The following is a 15,995-nucleotide window of genomic DNA, read 5'->3' on the forward strand; positions in this document are numbered from 1 at the left end:
ACCCGACGGCCCGGTCCCCTCTGCGGAGGGGGCCGGGCCGTCGGCGTTTCCCCCTGAGCTCGTCCGTCAGGACGAGCGCCCCTGCTCCTCACTCGGTCTGAAAGGTCCGTTCACGCCCCGGTGACCATCCAGCGGTCGCTGCGCGCACGCAGCCCCGTGGTCAGGGCGCGCGCCGCCATGAAGACCCCCGCGAAGGCCGCCCACAACCACGCGAGGCCTGCGGCGCCGTCGGGCGCGAGAGCCCGGACCGCCAGCGCGAACGGCACGTACACGACGAACGTGACCATGCCCGCCCACGCGAGGTAGCGGCCGTCCCCGGCGCCGATCAGCACGCCGTCCAGGACGAACACCCAACCCGCCATGGGCAGCAGCAGGCCGCACACGGCCATGCCGAGCGCGACTGCGGTGCGGACGTCCGGGTCGGACGTGAAGAACAGCGCGAACCACCAGCCGCCCACGGCCATGACGAGGCCCAGCAGCGCGCCCGCCGCGACTCCCCACTGGAGCGTGCGGCGCAGGACCGAACGGACGTGCGACCGGTCTCCCGCGCCCAGGCCGTGGCCGACGAGGGCCTGCGCGGCGATCGCGAGGGCGTCGAGCGCGAACGCCGCGAGCCCCCAGACCGACGCGACCACCTGGTAGCCCGCGAGCGTGACCTCCCCGAGCCCGGTCGCGACGAAGACCGTCAGGAGGATCGCGAGGCGCAGCGAGAGCGTGCGCACGAACAGCGGCGCGCCCGCGCGCGCGTTGGACCAGATGCCGCCTGCGGCGGGGCGCAGGGACGCGCCCTCGCGCCGGGCACCGCGCACGACGACGACGCCGAGCACCGCGCCCATGGTGAGCTGCGCGACGGCCGTCCCGATGCCCGAGCCTGCGATGCCGAGGCCCACGCCGTACACGAGGACGACGTTGAGGACGGCGTTGAACGTCGCGCCCCCCGCGGCGACGTAGAGGGGAGTGCGGGTGTCCTGCAGGCCGCGCAGCACACCCGTGGACGCCAGGACGACGAGCATGCCGGGCAGGCCCAGGCCTGACCAGCGCAGGTACACCAGCGCGTGCTCGGCCACCTCGCCCGTGCCACCCATCGCGCCGATCGCCCAGCCGCCCCCGATCCACAGGGTCGCCGCGAGGACCAGGCCCAGGCCGAGCGCGAGCCACATGCCGTCGATCCCCGACTGGAGGGCTTCGCGCCGGTGGCCCGCACCGATGCGCCGGGCCACGGCCGCGGTGGTCGCGTACGCGAGGAAGACGCACAGGCCCACGAGGGTCAGCAGGACCGTGGAGGCCAAGGAGAGCCCGGCCAGCTCGGCGGTCCCCAGGTGCCCGACGACGGCGCTGTCCACGAGCACGAAGATCGGCTCCGCGACGAGCGCCCCCAGGGCCGGCACCGCGAGGGCCAGGATCTGCTTGTCGATGAGGCGACGGCTGGGGGGCCCGTCCCCTGTGGACGACGACGGCCGGTGCGGGGCGCCGTCGGTGACCGGGGAGCGGTCCTCGGGTGAACGGGGTGAACGACCGGCGTCGGAGGGCTGACCGGGAGCTGGCTGGCGTGCGTGCGGCGTGTCGCCGGAATTTCTTTCGTCCACACCCCTGAGCCTAGTGAACAGGCTGCTCATGGGCGTGTACAGGGGACAACTCGTCAGTTGTCCACATGGTTGTCCACATGGCTGTGAACAGGCTGGCGGGGTCTGTCCACAGGCTGTCCACACCTCTGTGAACAGGGTCGTTTGCGGGGGATGGAAGCGCGATCTACTGTCGCTGAGTCGTGCATGCTCGGGCCTACGGACGGTCGACGGTGCAGCACCACACGACACCCCTCGACGACGCGGGCTCAAGACGTGTCGGTGGGCCGGAGTAGAACAGATGTGCGACGCAGGACGATACCCGGCCATGCCGGGGGAGTGAGGGGCCCGCATGTCGATCGACGAGCTCGAGTCGAGCTTCGGACCACCCGCAGGCAGCGGCGGTCCCGGGTTCGACCGCACCCCGCCGCAGGACATCGCGGCCGAGCAGAGCGTCCTCGGCGGCATGCTCCTGTCCAAGGACGCCATCGCGGACGTGATCGAGCAGATCCGTGGCACCGACTTCTACAAGCCGGCGCACGAGTCGATCTACGACGTCATCATCGACCTCTACGGGCGCGGCGAGCCCGCCGACGCCATCACGGTCGTCGCAGAGCTCACGCGCCGCGGCGAGCTGGGCCGGATCGGTGGCGCGCCCTACATCCACGACCTCATGGCCATGGTCCCCACCGCCGCGAACGCGGGCTACTACGCACGCATCGTGCGCGAGCGGGCCGTGCTGCGCCGCCTCGTCGAGGCCGGGACCCGCATCGTCCAGCTCGGGTACGCGACCGACGGCGGCGACGTCGACGACGTCGTGAACAACGCGCAGGCTGAGGTCTACGCCGTGACCGAGCGCCGCACCGCCGAGGACTACATCGTCCTGGGCGAGGTCATCGGCGGGACCGTCGACGAGATCGAGGCCGCAGGGCACCGCGGCGAGGGCATGGTGGGGGTCCCGACCGGGTTCGCGGACCTCGACCGGCTGACCAACGGGCTGCACCCCGGGCAGATGATCGTGATCGCGGCACGCCCGGCCATCGGCAAGGCGCTAGCGCTCGACACCCTCTTGCCGACACCGACCGGCTGGACCACCATGGGCGAGGTCGCGGTCGGCGACCAGCTTCTCGCTGCGGACGGCACCTCGACGACCGTCGTGCGTGCGACCGAGGTCCTCACGGACCGGCCGTGCTACGAGGTCGTGTTCGACGACGGCACGACGATCGTCGCCGATGCTCTGCACGAGTGGTCGACGAGCACCAGGGCGTCGCGCCGAAAGAGCGGTCTGGACGGGAGCGTTCGGACCACCGAGGAGATCGCCGCGACGCTGCGGTGCGAGACTGCGGACCGCCGTGCGAACCACGCCGTGACGACGGCGGGCGCACTGGCGCTCCCTGAGGCAGACCTTCCTCTGCACCCCTACGCGCTGGGTGTCTGGCTGGGCGACGGTCACTCCGCGTCGGCACGCTTCACGTCGGCCGATCCCGAGATCGCCGCCCGCATCGAAGGGCTGGGACTGGTCGCCGAGGAGCGCACCCGCTTCGAGGGTGCGGCCCGCCTCTACACGCTGCAACTTCCTGAAGCGCCGGCAGTCGCCACGCGGAACTGCGTCGTCTGCGGGGTCGAGTTCCTGCCACGCACGAGCCAGGTCAAGACCTGTGGACGTTCGTGCGGAGGGAAGTCCAAGGGCATCTCCGAGAAGATGCCCGCTCCGACGTGCCCGGACTGCGGACGCCCCAGCACCGGTCTTCGGCGCTGCCAGGACTGCCACAACGCTCGCGGGACCGTCGCCGGGATCCTGCGCACGCTCGGAGTGATGGACGACAAGCACATCCCGCTCACCTACCTCCGGGCGAGCGAAGGGCAACGTCGTGAACTGCTCGCAGGGCTCCTAGACACTGATGGCACTGTCAACCCCACGGGTAGCCCCCAGATCGCTCTGACGAACCGGCGACTTGCCGAGGGCGTCCGCGAACTGATCCACAGCCTCGGGTATCGGACTGGTTGGTCCGAGAAGCGGGTGGGCGGACGGTCCGAGCAGTCGTCGACCGCCTTCACCATCACGTTCACGACCGACGACGACGTCTTCGCGCTCGAGCGGAAGAAGCTGGTTCACAAGGAGCGTCGTCGCCCGTCGACCCCGCGACTGAGGTCTCGCTTCATCGTCGACGTCCGGCGCATCGACTCGGTGCCCGTCCGCTGCGTGGAGGTCGACCACCCCGAGCACCTCTACCTGGCCAGCCGCGCGATGATCCCCACCCACAACTCGACCCTGGGTATCGACATCGTCAGGTCGGCGTCGATCAAGCACAACATGACGTCCGTCGTGTTCTCGCTCGAGATGAGCCGCAACGAGATCACGATGCGTCTGTTGGCTGCCGAGGCGCGCATCCACCTGCAGAAGATGCGCAACGGCTCCATGGGGGAGGACGACTGGCAGAAGCTCGCGGGCACCATGGGCAAGATCTCCGAAGCGCCGCTCTTCATCGACGACTCGCCCAACATGTCCCTCATGGAGATCCGCGCCAAGTGCCGTCGGCTCAAGCAGAAGCACGACCTCAAGCTCGTCGTGATCGACTACCTCCAGCTCATGACGTCGGGCAAGCGCGTCGAGTCCCGACAGCAGGAGGTCTCCGAGTTCTCCCGTGCGCTCAAGCTCCTCGCGAAGGAGCTCGAGGTCCCGGTCATCGCGATCTCGCAGCTGAACCGTGGCGCTGAGCAGCGCACGGACAAGAAGCCCGCGATGTCGGATTTGCGTGAATCGGGCTCTATCGAGCAGGACGCCGACATGGTCATCCTGCTCCACCGCGAGGACGCGTACGAGAAGGAGTCTCCGCGAGCCGGCGAGGCAGACCTGATCGTGGCCAAGCACCGAAACGGCCCGACCGACACGATCACCGTCGCGTTCCAGGGGCACTACGCGCGGTTCGTGGACATGCAGGTCTGACGCCGCTGCTGTTGTGGACGTGCAGCCTACTCTTGGTCATCCTCCAGATACCTCACGTCAGCGCTGCTGGACTCCTCCGCGATGCAGTCTGGTTCGTACGTTCTTCCGTCCATCTTGCATAGCCGACATCGGCCCGTCGAGGGTAGAGCTGGCGCACGCACGGGCCGATGGCGATGACATCGGGATGCTCTAGCCGTCTCAGAGTCAGCAGCGCTGTAGCGCACGACGAGAGAGGCCGTGGGCTGCTGTGCGCGACCGGCGTGCGATGCGCGGTCGGGATCAGTCGGTCGAGGTGTGGTGGACGACCAGGACGGGCCAGGTGGCATGACGTAGGAGGGTCTGGCTGACGGATCCGAGGACTGGGCCGGTGATCTCGCCGTGGCCACGGGAGCCCACGACCACGAGGGATGCGGTCTCGGCGATGCGGGCGATCTCACGGGCGGGTGGGCCCTCGGCGACGTGTGTGCGTACGGTGTGGGCATCGCCAGCGGCGTGGGCGGCGGTCTCGGCGTTCGCCTGGGCCTGGATCTGGAAGGCCAGGCGGAACTCGTCGCGCGACGTTGCCAGGGGCGTGACGAGCAGGTCGGTCGGGACGGTGTAGGCGGCCACGATGTCCAAGGGGACGTGGCGGCGCGCGGCTTCTTCGGCTGCTGCGTGGACCGCGGCCTGGGCGTGCGGTGATCCGTCGACGCCAACGACGACCGGACCTGTGGTGGAGAACGTGGTATCGGTGGGAACGACGACCACGGGCACGGGCGAGCGTGCAGCCACGTGGATGCTGACCGACCCGAGGAAGAGCGATCCGAAGGCCCCGAGGCCGCGGGACCCGACGACGACGCACCCGGCGCCTTCGGTGGCGGCCTCCAGCAGGGCGAGTGCTGCTGGGCCTGGACGGGCCGACACCTTCACCTCCAGGTCGGGTGCGACGTGTTCGACGAGCCCGGTCGCTACCCGCAGGATCTCGGCGACCTCCTCGCCCTCGTCGGCGATCGGTGGCAGGTAGAACCCGCCGGCGAACAGGACGTCGTAGGCGGGCCGAAACCGTGCGTGCACCACGAGCAGGTCGACCTCTCGCAGGTGGGCCTCGTGCGCCGCCCAGATCAGCGCCGACCGGCTGCTCGTCGAGCCGTCGATCCCTACCACCACACGGTTCTCGGACATGAGGTTCCCCCGCTCTGACGGTTTGCGATGGACCTCGCAGCAGCATCGGGGCACGGAGCACAGCCTCGTGCGTCGGGCGGGTGCGGAGTCTCTTCGACCCCTTCAGTCTTTGCCCTGCGCACACCTTCGGCAACCGGGTCGAACGACCCCAACCGGCAGGGACTTGGGCCCTTCCTGTTCGCTGGTGGTTGTGATGGGCTGGTTCTCGAAGTTCCTCATCGTCATGGTGCCCGCCACCAAGGACCCAGGAGAGGACGTCATGGAAGCCGTCGTGATCTACGAGTCGATCTTCGGCAACACTCGCGCGATCGCCCAGGCCATCGTGCGAGGCCTTTCCCACCAGGTGCAGGTGCGCGAGGTGCAGCTCCCTGCGCTCGGCCCAGCCGCCGACATCCTCGACGCCGGGTTGGTCGTCCTGGGCGGCCCGACCCACACCTTCGGCATGTCACGCCCCGACAGCCGTCAGGCGGTTGCGAAAGAGCATCGCGACCACTGTGAGCAGGCGGGTGGCATCCGCGAGTGGCTCGAGGCACTGATCGACGAGACCAGCGGGCGCTCTGTGGTGGTCTTCGACACCCGGCTCTCGTCGTTCCGATACATCCCTGGCAGCGCGGCCAGAGAGGCCGCCGACATGCTCCGGGCCAAGGGCATCACGCTGATCGACGACCCCCACTCCTTCTACGTCGACGGAAGCGAGGGCCCTCTGCACCCTGGGGAGCTCGAACGCGCCGAGGAATGGGGTCGCCACCTCGGGCGAGCGGTGGCGATCGCGAACCAGGTTCCCCCCACCCGCGACAGAACTCCCTGAGCAGCGCGGGCCGTCTGGGAACTGGACTGCCGCCAGGGTGACGTACGGCCAAGAGCCACGCTCTCCTCGCTGTGACCCGTCGTCCAGACCGGTCTACCGGGTGCTCCTCGTCTCGCGAATCAAGCAGGGGTGGGTTTCCGGGCGCTTGGCTCGTCAGCCGATCGTGCCGAGCGCGCGGTAGGCGACGAGGAACGCCGCGGCGACGACGGCGGTACCCGCTACGGCCAGCGCCACCTGCAGGGTGCTGCGGAGGGCGCGCGCAAGCATGAGGGCGAGCAGGGCGAGCGACACGAGCCCGATCGCGACCCAGTAGCCGGCTCCCGTCGTCTCCGCCACGGTCGTCAGCCCGTACACGGACTCGCCGAGGCCGATCCCCGCGAGCAGCGCCGCGCCCAGGGCGGCGCGCATGCCCGCCGTACGCAGCCACGCCGCCGCGACACCGACGAACGGGCCGACGAGCAGGCCGACGACCCCGAACAGCGTCGGGTCGTAGACGTACCCGCGGACGTCGGCGGCGACGGTGTAGCCAAGGACGAGCAGCACGAAGCTCGCGGCTCCGAGCACGGCGGCGTGCCATGTCCGGGTCCGCGGGTCGCGTGCCGCCCAGGTGACGAGGAGCGCCGTGAGCAGGGTCCAGCCGCTCGCCGAGTTCGCGAAGGGAGCTGCGGCGTCGGGCAGGAATCCCTGGGCGAAAGAAGTGAGCCCGCCGAGCAGGAAGCTCGCGGCGAGCACGAGGGCGCCGCGCGACCAGGGCTGTCCGCTGGACGCCGTCGTCCCGCCGGGGCGGGCCGGGGCGACGGGCGATCGGTCGTCGAGGGGGGCGTGGAGAGACGTCGGGTCGGGCACACCTCGACGCTAGGCGCGCGCTCGCGTCCGGGCGTCAGCCCGTCGTCGGACGCGAGCGCGCCGGGGTCCTACCGTGGCAGGACGACCGAGGCCGAGGGCGCCCACCCCCGGTGGTCAGGGCCGCAGGGCGACCTTGAGGGACTCGCGGGAGTCCATGAGGCGGTAGGCCTCGGCGACGTCCTCGAGCGGCAGGGTCGCGTCGAAGACTCTGCCGGGGTCGATCTCCCCGGCGAGGACCTGGGCGATCGCGGCCTCCTGGTATGCCCGCACCGGGGCGGGGCCGCCGGCGAGGCGTGCGTTCTTCCCGAACAGGGACCCGAACCCGACGGGGGCGTCCTCGTACTGGGGCACGCCGACGCGGGAGATGGTCCCGCCGGGGCGGACGACGCCGTAGGCCTGCTCGTAGGCGGGCATGTGGCCCACGGCCTCGAGCACGGCGTGCGAGCCTTCGCCTCCGGTGAGGTCCATGACCTTGCCGATGCCCTCGGCGCCACGCTCCGCGACGACGTCGGTCGCGCCGAACTCGCGTCCCAGGTCGGTGCGCGCGGTATGGCGGCCCATGAGGATGATCCGCTCGGCGCCGAGCTGCTTGGCGGCGAGCACGGCGGACAGCCCGACGGCTCCGTCACCGATCACGGTGACGATCTGGCCGGGCAGCACCTGTGCCACGTGCGCCGCGTGGTAGCCGGTGAGGTACACGTCGGACAGGGTGAGCAGGGAGTTCAGCAGTCCCTCGTCGGCGGTCGCCGGGTCGACGTCGGGGACGACGACGAGGCTGCCGTCGGCCAGCGGGATGCGCGCGAGCTCGGCCTGCAGGCCGCCCGTCTCCGGGGAGCCGTACCAGCCGCCGTGCACGCACGAGGTCTGGAAGCCCTCTCGGCAGAACACGCAGGTGTTGTCGGAGAACGCGAACGGGGCGATGACGAAGTCGCCCTTCTTGACGTTCGTCACGGCGCTGCCGGTCTCCTCGACGACGCCGATGAGCTCGTGGCCCATCGGGTTGCCCCGGGTCGAGCCGCGCATGGAGTGGTAGGGGTGCAGGTCCGACCCGCAGACGCAGGCCCGCACGACGCGTACGACGGCGTCGGTGGGCTGCTGGAGGACGGGGTCGGGGACGGTCTCGATGCGGACGTCTCCGGCGCCGTACATGAGTGTTGCTCGCATGAGGTGGTGCCTCTCGGTGCGGGGATGGTTCAGGGAAAGAGGTGGTTCAGCGGCGCCGCGCCGCGGGAGTCAGCTCGTGCGCGCCGTAGGTGGAGGTGTCATGTGCCGGTAGCCGGTACGCAGCGCCTCGGTGACCACGTCGACGGTCTCCTGCGGGGGCGTCTGGAAGACGCCGTACCCGAGGGCGGGCATCTCGGTGCCGTCGTTCAGCGTCAGGGTGGGGATCGGGTTCGTCGTCATGCCTTTCACGCTAGGAGGTGTCTGCCGGATGAGGCAGGTCCTGCTGGTACCCCGCTCGGACACGACGTCGCGGCGCCGGTCCCCTCCGACAAGGGAGCCCCAGGTACCAGCAGAACCTCCCAGGAGGGAGGCGTCGGCCGTACCGTCGAAGGCATGGACCTGAAGGCCGAGACCCGCGAGTTCCTCACCAGCCGCCGGGCGCGCATCACCCCCGAGCGTGCCGGGCTGCCCGCGTACGGCGGCAACCGGCGTGTGCCAGGTCTGCGCCGCGAGGAGGTCGCGATGCTCGCGGGCGTGAGCGTCGACTACTACACGCGCCTCGAGCGCGGGAACCTGGGCGGCGTGTCCGAGGAGGTCCTCGAGGCCGTGGCCCAGGCACTGCAGCTCGACGAGGCCGAGCACCACCACCTGTTCGATCTCGCCCGCGCGGCGAACCAGTCCGGGGCTGCCCGGTCACGCGCCAGGCGCACCTCTGCGCCCGTCCTCCGTCCGGCCGTCCAGCGGATCCTGGACGCGATGGAGGGCGCGCCGGCGTTCGTGCGCAACGGTCGGCTCGACGTGCTCGGGGCGAACACGCTGGGGCGGGCCCTGTACTCGCCCATGTACGAGTCGCCCGAGCGGATCGCGAAGAGGCCGGTCAACAGTGCCCGGTTCCAGTTCCTCGACGCGGAGGCGGCACGGGCATTCTGGGGGGACCGGTACGACCGCATCGCGCACGACGCGGTCGCGATCCTGCGGGCCGAGGCGGGCAAGAACCCGTACGACACGGCCCTCACCGGACTGGTCGGGGAGCTCTCCACACGCAGCGAGGACTTCCGCCGGCTGTGGGCGTCGCACGACGTGCGGCTCCACCGCACGGGCACCAAGGTCTTCCACCACCCCGCAGTGGGCACGCTCGAGCTCGACTACGAGGCCCTCGAACTGCCCGCCGACACCGGTCTGCAGCTCAACGTCTACACCGCGGTCCCCGGCTCCCCGTCCGACGACGGGCTCAAGCTCCTCGCGTCCTGGGCGGCGACCCGCGAGCAGGAGGAACGCCCCGCCCCGTCCCCGTCCCCGTCCCCGTCCACGCTTCGAGGAGAAGAACGCTGATGCGTAACCTGCCGCAGACCCCCACGACGAAGAACCCGCCCGAGCAGTTCACCGGCGACGTCTGGCTCGACATGATCGTCAGCCCGCAGGACGACGACCAACGCACGGTCGTCGGACGCGTTCGCTTCGCCCCCGGTGCACGCACCGCCTGGCACGTCCACGCCCGCGGTCAGTTCCTCCATGTCGTCTCCGGTGTCGCGCTGGTCGGTACCAGGGACGGCGCGGTCGTCCGGGCCCTGCCCGGCGAGACGGTGTACTGCCCTCCGGGTGAGCAGCACTGGCACGGCGCTGCCCCCGACTCCTTCATGGAACACCTCGCGATCTCGGAGGGTGCCGACGACCCCGCCCGGAGCACGACCTGGCTCGAGCACGTCACCGACGCCGAGTACGCCGCCCGGTGAGCGAGGCGGTGACCGTCGCGCAGACCATGACCGCCCTGTGGTCTGCGCTGCAGGCCGACACGGCGCGACCTCTCACCCGCTGAGGGGACACGGCTCGCGCTCGCCGCCGCCCGTGGATACGGTGACGTGGAGACGTCAGGCTCCGCCTCGGGGGCCTCGAACCGATGCTGGTCGACGAGCGGGCGGGTCAGAGATGTCCAACACCAGGCTGAGCAGTCGTCCGGTCCGGTCGCGCCCGGGGCGGGGACTCGTCGTCCTGGCCCTGGTCGCCGCTTTCCTGCTCCCCGGCTCGGGCGCGTGGGCCGTCGACGACGCCCCGGCGGACGGCGCGACGGAGCAGCCCGCCGTCGGTACCCAGGTGGGCCCCGCGGACCCCGCAGGGCCGGGGGCCGACGCGAGCTCAGCGGCGCCTCGACCGGCCGCCGCTGTCGACGCACCCGCGCCCCGACCCCCGGGTGCACTGGAACCCGTCCCGCAGAGCACTGCGGAACCCGCGGACGCGCCGACCGAGAGCGCGGCGGAGCTGGCAGCTGCCGCGCCCGTCCCCGAGGCTGGCCCCGCGTCCGAGGCCAAGACGGTGGCGGTGGCGGCCGAGCAGGACGAAGCCGTGGTTCTCGCCGACCCGATCGTGGTCAACCCCGCCAACAACGTCCCCGTCGCCTGGGTCGGGGGAGAGGTACAGCCCCCGACCCTGGTCACCCTGCAGGCAGCACTGAACGCGGCGGCGGCCGGGGACACGCTGCACGTCGTCGAGGGCACCTTCACCTTCACGGGCACGCTCGCCGTGCCGCGCGACGTCACCGTGACCTCGGCGACGCCGTCGCAGATCGTCGCCCTGTGGTCCGTCACCGGGGGAGGACTGACGACCAGGAACCTGACCCTCTCGCCGAACCTGGCCAACCGGGCGGTCGTCTCCGTGACCGGAACGGGTGCAGTGCTGACGGGACTGACGATCACCAACCCTGCGGCGCTGACCTCGGTCACGGGCATCAACCTCACGGGGACCACCGGCGTCACGATCACAGGTCTCACGGTGACCGCCACGACGGGGGTGGCCACCGCGATCAACGCTGCCAGCGCCACCGGGGTCACGGTCGACGGCTCGACCATCACCGGCGCTGCTCGCGCCTACGCCCAGACCCCCGCCCAGACCGGGGCCGGCGTGCAGATGACCGACGTGACCGTGACCGGGGCGACCGCCAACGCGGTCAACACCGGGGCCACCACGGGGGCCTCCTTCACGCGCGTGACCATCTCGGGGACGGGCATCGCGAACAGGACGGTCGCGGCCATCGACCTCCAGGCGTCGACGGGTGTCGTGATCACCAGCGCGAACCTGGCCGGATATCCGGTAGGGGTGAGCACCGCACTCACCACGACCGGCGCGGGCCCCGTCATCACCGGCTCGACCGTCACGACCACGCCCGTGGGCGCGGCGGCGACCTTCGGGATCACGACGGGCGCGACGACCGGGGCGCGTATCGAGGACACGACCGTGACCGGCAACAGCATCCGCAACAGCGTCGGGATCGACCTGTCCGGCTCGACCGGCGCCGTGGTCTCCAGGATCGTCGTGAGCGACTTCGGCTACGGGGTGCGCACGCTCGGTGCGACGACCGGGACCGGGATGATCGCCACCGACGTCACGGTGACGGGCGCGATCGATGCCGGTGTGTCCATCGGATCGACCGCGGGCGCGGTCCTGACCGACGTCCACGTGACCGGCACGATGTTCGGCAGCTCCGTCGGCATCGACCTCTCGGTCTCCCAGGGCGCGACCGTGGTGCGGCCGGTCACCGACGCGTTCGTCACGGGCATCATGTCGCGCACCGACGGCACGTTCCGCAAGGACGTCCCGGGCGCCACCATCACCGACGCCGTCCTCTCGGGAGGCAACGGCATCTCCCTGAACAACAACGGTGGCGCGACCATCACGAACGCCACCATCGACGCCACGGGCAGCGGTGTCTACGGGCGCTACCTGAGCGACCTGACCATCGACACGATCACGATCACCGGTCATGCCGGTACGTCCTACCAGAACGGGACCAACGGGGTCCGGACCTATTTCTCGGAGGGCGTCACCGTCACCGACGCCGTGATCACGGGCGGCTCGACCGGCATCTACCTGGACGTGACGTACGACGCGATCCTGACCCGCGTCACGGTGTCGGCCGAGACCTGGTACGGCATCTACTCCGAGTCGGCCACCGGCCTGGAGCTGCGCGACAGCACCTTCACGGGCAACGTCGGCATCGCCAACCTGACGATCAACCCGACCGAGTCGAGCACCGAGGACCTGACCCAGATCAGCCGGGACGTCGTCTTCGCGGACAACGAGTTCACCGACAACATCACCGGCGTCTACCTGCCCCTCGGGTTCCGGGGCTTCACCTTCGAACGCAACGTCGTGACCGGGACGAACACGTACGTCGTGCAGATCACCCCCGCGCACGACGTCGTCGTTCGTGACAACGACATCGCGTTCACGGCCACCAACCCGGCGTTCGATGCCGCGGTCCGCGTGGTGCCGTACTACGAGAACCTCGGCGAGACCGGGTCGCACTCGTCCTCGGGGCTCAGCGTCCTGAACAACGACTTCACGGGTACCGGCCCGTTCGTCCAGGTCGGCTCGCTCGACGACCAGGGCTTCGGAGAGGTGGGTACTCCCGGGCCGACCCCGCCGCCCGAGCCGGAACCGGCACCTGAGCCGGCACCCGACCCGGCTCCTGAGGCGCTCGCACTGGCCGTCCTCCCGCTCGTCGACCCGCCTCCGCTCGGCAGCACCTCCGCCGCGTGGCGCGCGACGACAGACACCGCGCAGGTCGTCGGCAACACCTTCCCCGCCGACTCGACCGCGGTCCGCACGTTCGGCAACGCCATCGTGGGGGACGACACCGACCCCACCGCGGACTACGAGAGCGACGTCGCCGGGGCGCTGGTCGCCGTGGACGCCAGGGACCAGGGCGATCCGAACGACTGGGGTTCGCAGTGCAGGGCGACCGGCATCGTGGACGGCGTCGTCGTGTACGCGGGCGGGGGTGCGCGCGTCGACCAGGTCGCCGCCGCGCCCGCTCTCTACCCGCGCAACTGCATCGACCTGACCGTCACGGAGGCTCTCGGGCCCGCCGGAGCCGGCCCGTTCGCGACGGGAGACGAGGTCACCTGGACGCTCGTCCCGCACAACGACGGCCCCCTGCCGGCGCCGGCCGGGTGGACGGTCACCCAGCTCCTGCCCGACGGCGTCGAGCTGGTCTCCTTCACCGGCGCCGGCTATTCCGTCGCGGGCCTGGTGGCGACCGCCGACTCGGACCTGCCCGTGGGCGCCGACGGCCCGGTCCTGACCGTGGTCGTGCGCATCACCGAGGTCGTGGACGCCGACACGCAGATGAAGAACGTCGCGTACGTGGCTCCGCTCGTCGAACCCGACGCGACCGACCTGGACGGCGACGGCTTCGCGGACGTGATCGCCGAGCTCGCCAACCCCCTCGTCGTGCCGACGCTCGCGACGGACACCAGCGCCAGCCCCACCAACAACGACACCGAGGGCGTGTGGACCGTCGCAGCGGCCGTGGTCCCGCCGACCCCCGCGCCCCCGCCGACCCCCGCGCCCCCGCCGACCCTGCCCACCGACCCCTCGAACACCTCGGCGGACACCCCCGCAGCCGGTCGTCTCATCGCGACGACCGGAGCGGATCTCGGCCCCCTGGCACTGCTCGCGTGCGCTCTCGTCCTGAGCGGCCTGGCAGCGGCCGCCCTTGCCCGCAGACGTCGGGGCACGAGCCACGACCAGCCGTGACGCGATGCTCGTCCTCGGCCGGGTGGCCGACCGGCTCCGGTCAGGGCCGCCCACGGAGGGTGGCCAGGTGTCAGGACATCGCCGAGCGGGACCCGGCTGATCCCGGACGAGCCGGAGCCCGACGGCGCCGCTCACCTGTGAGGCGAGCGGCGCCGTCGGGCAGTGGCTCACCCGGGCCGGGGCCCGGGCGAGACGCAGGTCAGCCCTGCGGCGCCCACGGTCCCCAGCGGTCGCCGGGGGCCTGGTTCCTCGTCCACCACTTCGCGGTGTACGTGGTGCCGTCGTGCGTCACGGTGTCCCCCGAGGAATAGACCCGGGTGGGCTTCCACGCCCCGACGCCCTTCGAGTCGACGCCCGCGATCTCCTCCCACGGGCCCCACGGGTCCCCGGGGGTCTGGCTCGAGGTCCACCACTGGGCCCGCCAGACTGCGCCGCCGTACGTGACCGTCGCTCCGCCCGCGTACGCGGTCTTCTTCGACCACGCGGCCGGTTCGACGTACGTCGGCTGGGCCTGGGGGTTGAGCTCGTCCGTCAGGACCGACTTCGCGGCGTTGGTGACCGGGTCGTCGAGCAGCAGGACGTCGAGGCCCTTCTGGATGTCGTTCGAGATGATCGCGCCGTTGTACCAGTAGGCCGACCACGACCCGCCGAGGATCAGCCGGTCGGGCGACAGCGCGCCACGGTCGAACCACGCGACCTCGACCGGGTTGGCCGAGTCCGTGAAGTCCCACACCGAGATCCCGCCCTGGTACCAGGCCTGGACCATGATGTCGCGGCCCGGGACGGGGATGAGCGAGCCGTTGTGCGCGACGCAGTTCTCGGTCGCGGCCTGCTCGCGAGGGATCTTGTAGTAGCTCTTGAACACGAGCTGTCCGTCGACGATGTCGTAGATCGCGTCGGCGCCCTTCTCCGGTCCGACCGTCGCGTTGCACGTGGGCGCGCCGCCGCCGCCGAGCTCGTCGGTGAAGACGACCTTGGTGCCCGCGTTGTTGAACGTCGCCGAGTGCCAGAACGCGAAGTTCGTCGTGTCCCGCACGACCTCGGTGACCACGGGGTGCGCACGGTCGGAGATGTCCATCAGGATGCCGTCGCCCATGCACGCGCCTGCCGCGACGTCCTTCGACGGGTAGGTCGTGATGTCGTGGCACCCGGACGTCGTGCTCGAGCCGTTGCCGCCCGGGTTGCCGCCGTCGGGGAAGAGGACGGGCGTCGAGACGAGCTCGGCCGCCGCCGGGTCGTCGATCGGGATCTGCACGACGCTGATGAGGTCGTGCGGCGGCTTGCAGTCGGGGAACGCGGCGTTGGGAGAGTAGGACGAGACGTAGACGAACAGGTCCTTGCCGTCCTTCGACGGGGCGAGCGAGTTCGTGTGCGAGCCGCACTGGGTCTCGACGGCCGACACGTACCGGGGCGACGTCGGGTCGGAGATGTCGAAGACCTTCAGGCCCTCCCAGGACTCCTTGATCGTCGCGCTCTGGGCGACGTTGTCGCACGAGGCGTTGCTGCGCGAGGAGTCGGTGCTCAGGACGAGCAGGTCGCCGTAGACCGAGATGTCGTTCTGGGAGCCGGCGCAGACGACCTGCGCGACCTGCTGGGGGTTCGTCGGGTCGGCGACGTCGTAGACCGTGAACCCGCCGTAGTTGCCGGCGAAGGCGTAACGGCCCTGGAAGGCGAGGTCGCTGTTGTACTGGCCCTCGGGCGCGAAGGCCCCGTTCTTGGGGATGTTGGCGACGAGGGTCAGGTTAGGGCTGCCGGCGATCTCCCCGGGGGCCAGGACGTCGGTGGCCTGGGCGAGGGGAGCGAGGCGTTGCGCGGGAAGGGAGGACGGAGCCTGCTCGAGGAGCTCGGCCACCGCCTCCGGAGATCCGTCGGACGGTTCGGCGTACGCGCCCGACGCGACCGCGAGCGAGGAGACGGCGAGGGTTGCGGCCACGGACGAGGCGAGCAGTACCCGGCTCTTGCGCCTGTGCGTTCT

Annotated in this window: 11 protein-coding genes; 5 read left to right on the forward strand and 6 right to left on the reverse strand. The window is 70.9% G+C overall.

All coding sequences use genetic code 11. From position 1 onward, the window contains the following. Positions 1-110 precede the first annotated feature (110 nt). Entirely contained in the window at positions 111-1,616 is a 1,506-nt protein-coding gene (locus ACZDYF_RS15610) for an MATE family efflux transporter (RefSeq protein ID WP_475059027.1), read from the reverse strand. A 298-nt stretch (positions 1,617-1,914) separates the two neighbouring features. Between ACZDYF_RS15610 and dnaB the strand changes: the two genes are divergently transcribed. Continuing rightward, complete coding sequence (dnaB, locus tag ACZDYF_RS15615) at positions 1,915-4,509, forward strand: replicative DNA helicase (RefSeq protein WP_475059030.1); 2,595 nt, start codon at positions 1,915-1,917, stop codon at positions 4,507-4,509. A gap of 279 nt (positions 4,510-4,788) precedes the next feature. On the opposite strand, the gene ACZDYF_RS15620 is transcribed toward dnaB, so the two are convergent. Further along, the gene (locus ACZDYF_RS15620) at positions 4,789-5,670 is read right to left on the reverse strand and encodes a universal stress protein (protein WP_475059033.1); all 882 of its coding nucleotides are present in this window, start codon (positions 5,668-5,670) and stop codon (positions 4,789-4,791) included. 193 nt (positions 5,671-5,863) lie between these two features. On the opposite strand from ACZDYF_RS15620, the gene ACZDYF_RS15625 reads away from it, so the two are divergent. Continuing rightward, positions 5,864-6,478: a flavodoxin family protein gene (locus tag ACZDYF_RS15625; RefSeq protein WP_475059036.1), complete on the forward strand. Its 615-nt coding sequence runs from the start codon at positions 5,864-5,866 to the stop codon at positions 6,476-6,478. A 153-nt stretch (positions 6,479-6,631) separates the two neighbouring features. On the opposite strand, the gene ACZDYF_RS15630 is transcribed toward ACZDYF_RS15625, so the two are convergent. The 3 genes from ACZDYF_RS15630 to ACZDYF_RS15640 all read right to left on the reverse strand — a co-directional run bounded on the left by ACZDYF_RS15630 (position 6,632) and on the right by ACZDYF_RS15640 (position 8,728). After that, a complete protein-coding gene (locus tag ACZDYF_RS15630) occupies positions 6,632-7,324 on the reverse strand; it encodes a DUF6518 family protein (protein ID WP_475059039.1) in 693 nt (230 codons plus the stop codon). A gap of 114 nt (positions 7,325-7,438) precedes the next feature. Beyond that, positions 7,439-8,488, reverse strand: coding sequence for a zinc-binding dehydrogenase (locus ACZDYF_RS15635; RefSeq protein ID WP_475059042.1), 1,050 nt, complete (start codon positions 8,486-8,488; stop codon positions 7,439-7,441). A gap of 69 nt (positions 8,489-8,557) precedes the next feature. Continuing rightward, entirely contained in the window at positions 8,558-8,728 is a 171-nt protein-coding gene (locus ACZDYF_RS15640; protein ID WP_475059045.1) for a hypothetical protein, read from the reverse strand. Positions 8,729-8,881: 153 nt separating this feature from the next. Here ACZDYF_RS15640 and ACZDYF_RS15645 point away from each other — a divergent pair, with 153 nt between their 5' ends. The 3 genes from ACZDYF_RS15645 to ACZDYF_RS15655 all read left to right on the forward strand — a co-directional run bounded on the left by ACZDYF_RS15645 (position 8,882) and on the right by ACZDYF_RS15655 (position 14,020). Continuing rightward, positions 8,882-9,820, forward strand: coding sequence for a helix-turn-helix transcriptional regulator (locus ACZDYF_RS15645; RefSeq protein ID WP_475059049.1), 939 nt, complete (start codon positions 8,882-8,884; stop codon positions 9,818-9,820). After that, entirely contained in the window at positions 9,820-10,221 is a 402-nt protein-coding gene (locus tag ACZDYF_RS15650) for a (R)-mandelonitrile lyase (RefSeq protein ID WP_475059052.1), read from the forward strand. The genes ACZDYF_RS15645 and ACZDYF_RS15650 overlap by 1 nt, the downstream gene beginning before the upstream one ends. Positions 10,222-10,414: 193 nt before the next feature. Further along, positions 10,415-14,020, forward strand: coding sequence for a beta strand repeat-containing protein (locus tag ACZDYF_RS15655; protein WP_475059058.1), 3,606 nt, complete (start codon positions 10,415-10,417; stop codon positions 14,018-14,020). 199 nt (positions 14,021-14,219) lie between these two features. On the opposite strand, the gene ACZDYF_RS15660 is transcribed toward ACZDYF_RS15655, so the two are convergent. Further along, on the reverse strand, positions 14,220-15,953 hold the full coding sequence (locus tag ACZDYF_RS15660) for a carbohydrate-binding protein (protein ID WP_475059061.1): 1,734 nt from the start codon (positions 15,951-15,953) through the stop codon (positions 14,220-14,222). Positions 15,954-15,995: the final 42 nt, after the last annotated feature.

It is taken from the genome of Oerskovia sp. PE-21s (genome assembly GCF_056158145.1).

Coding starts and splice junctions, on each gene's coding strand:
- ACZDYF_RS15645 (WP_475059049.1), top strand. CDS start 8,882: ATGGACCTGAAGGCCGAGACCCGCGAGTTCCTCACCAGCCGCCGGGCG.
- ACZDYF_RS15620 (WP_475059033.1), bottom strand. CDS start 5,670: ATGTCCGAGAACCGTGTGGTGGTAGGGATCGACGGCTCGACGAGCAGC.
- ACZDYF_RS15635 (WP_475059042.1), bottom strand. CDS start 8,488: ATGCGAGCAACACTCATGTACGGCGCCGGAGACGTCCGCATCGAGACC.
- ACZDYF_RS15655 (WP_475059058.1), top strand. CDS start 10,415: ATGTCCAACACCAGGCTGAGCAGTCGTCCGGTCCGGTCGCGCCCGGGG.
- ACZDYF_RS15650 (WP_475059052.1), top strand. CDS start 9,820: ATGCGTAACCTGCCGCAGACCCCCACGACGAAGAACCCGCCCGAGCAG.
- ACZDYF_RS15625 (WP_475059036.1), top strand. CDS start 5,864: ATGGGCTGGTTCTCGAAGTTCCTCATCGTCATGGTGCCCGCCACCAAG.
- dnaB (WP_475059030.1), top strand. CDS start 1,915: ATGTCGATCGACGAGCTCGAGTCGAGCTTCGGACCACCCGCAGGCAGC.
- ACZDYF_RS15640 (WP_475059045.1), bottom strand. CDS start 8,728: ATGACGACGAACCCGATCCCCACCCTGACGCTGAACGACGGCACCGAG.
- ACZDYF_RS15610 (WP_475059027.1), bottom strand. CDS start 1,616: ATGAGCAGCCTGTTCACTAGGCTCAGGGGTGTGGACGAAAGAAATTCC.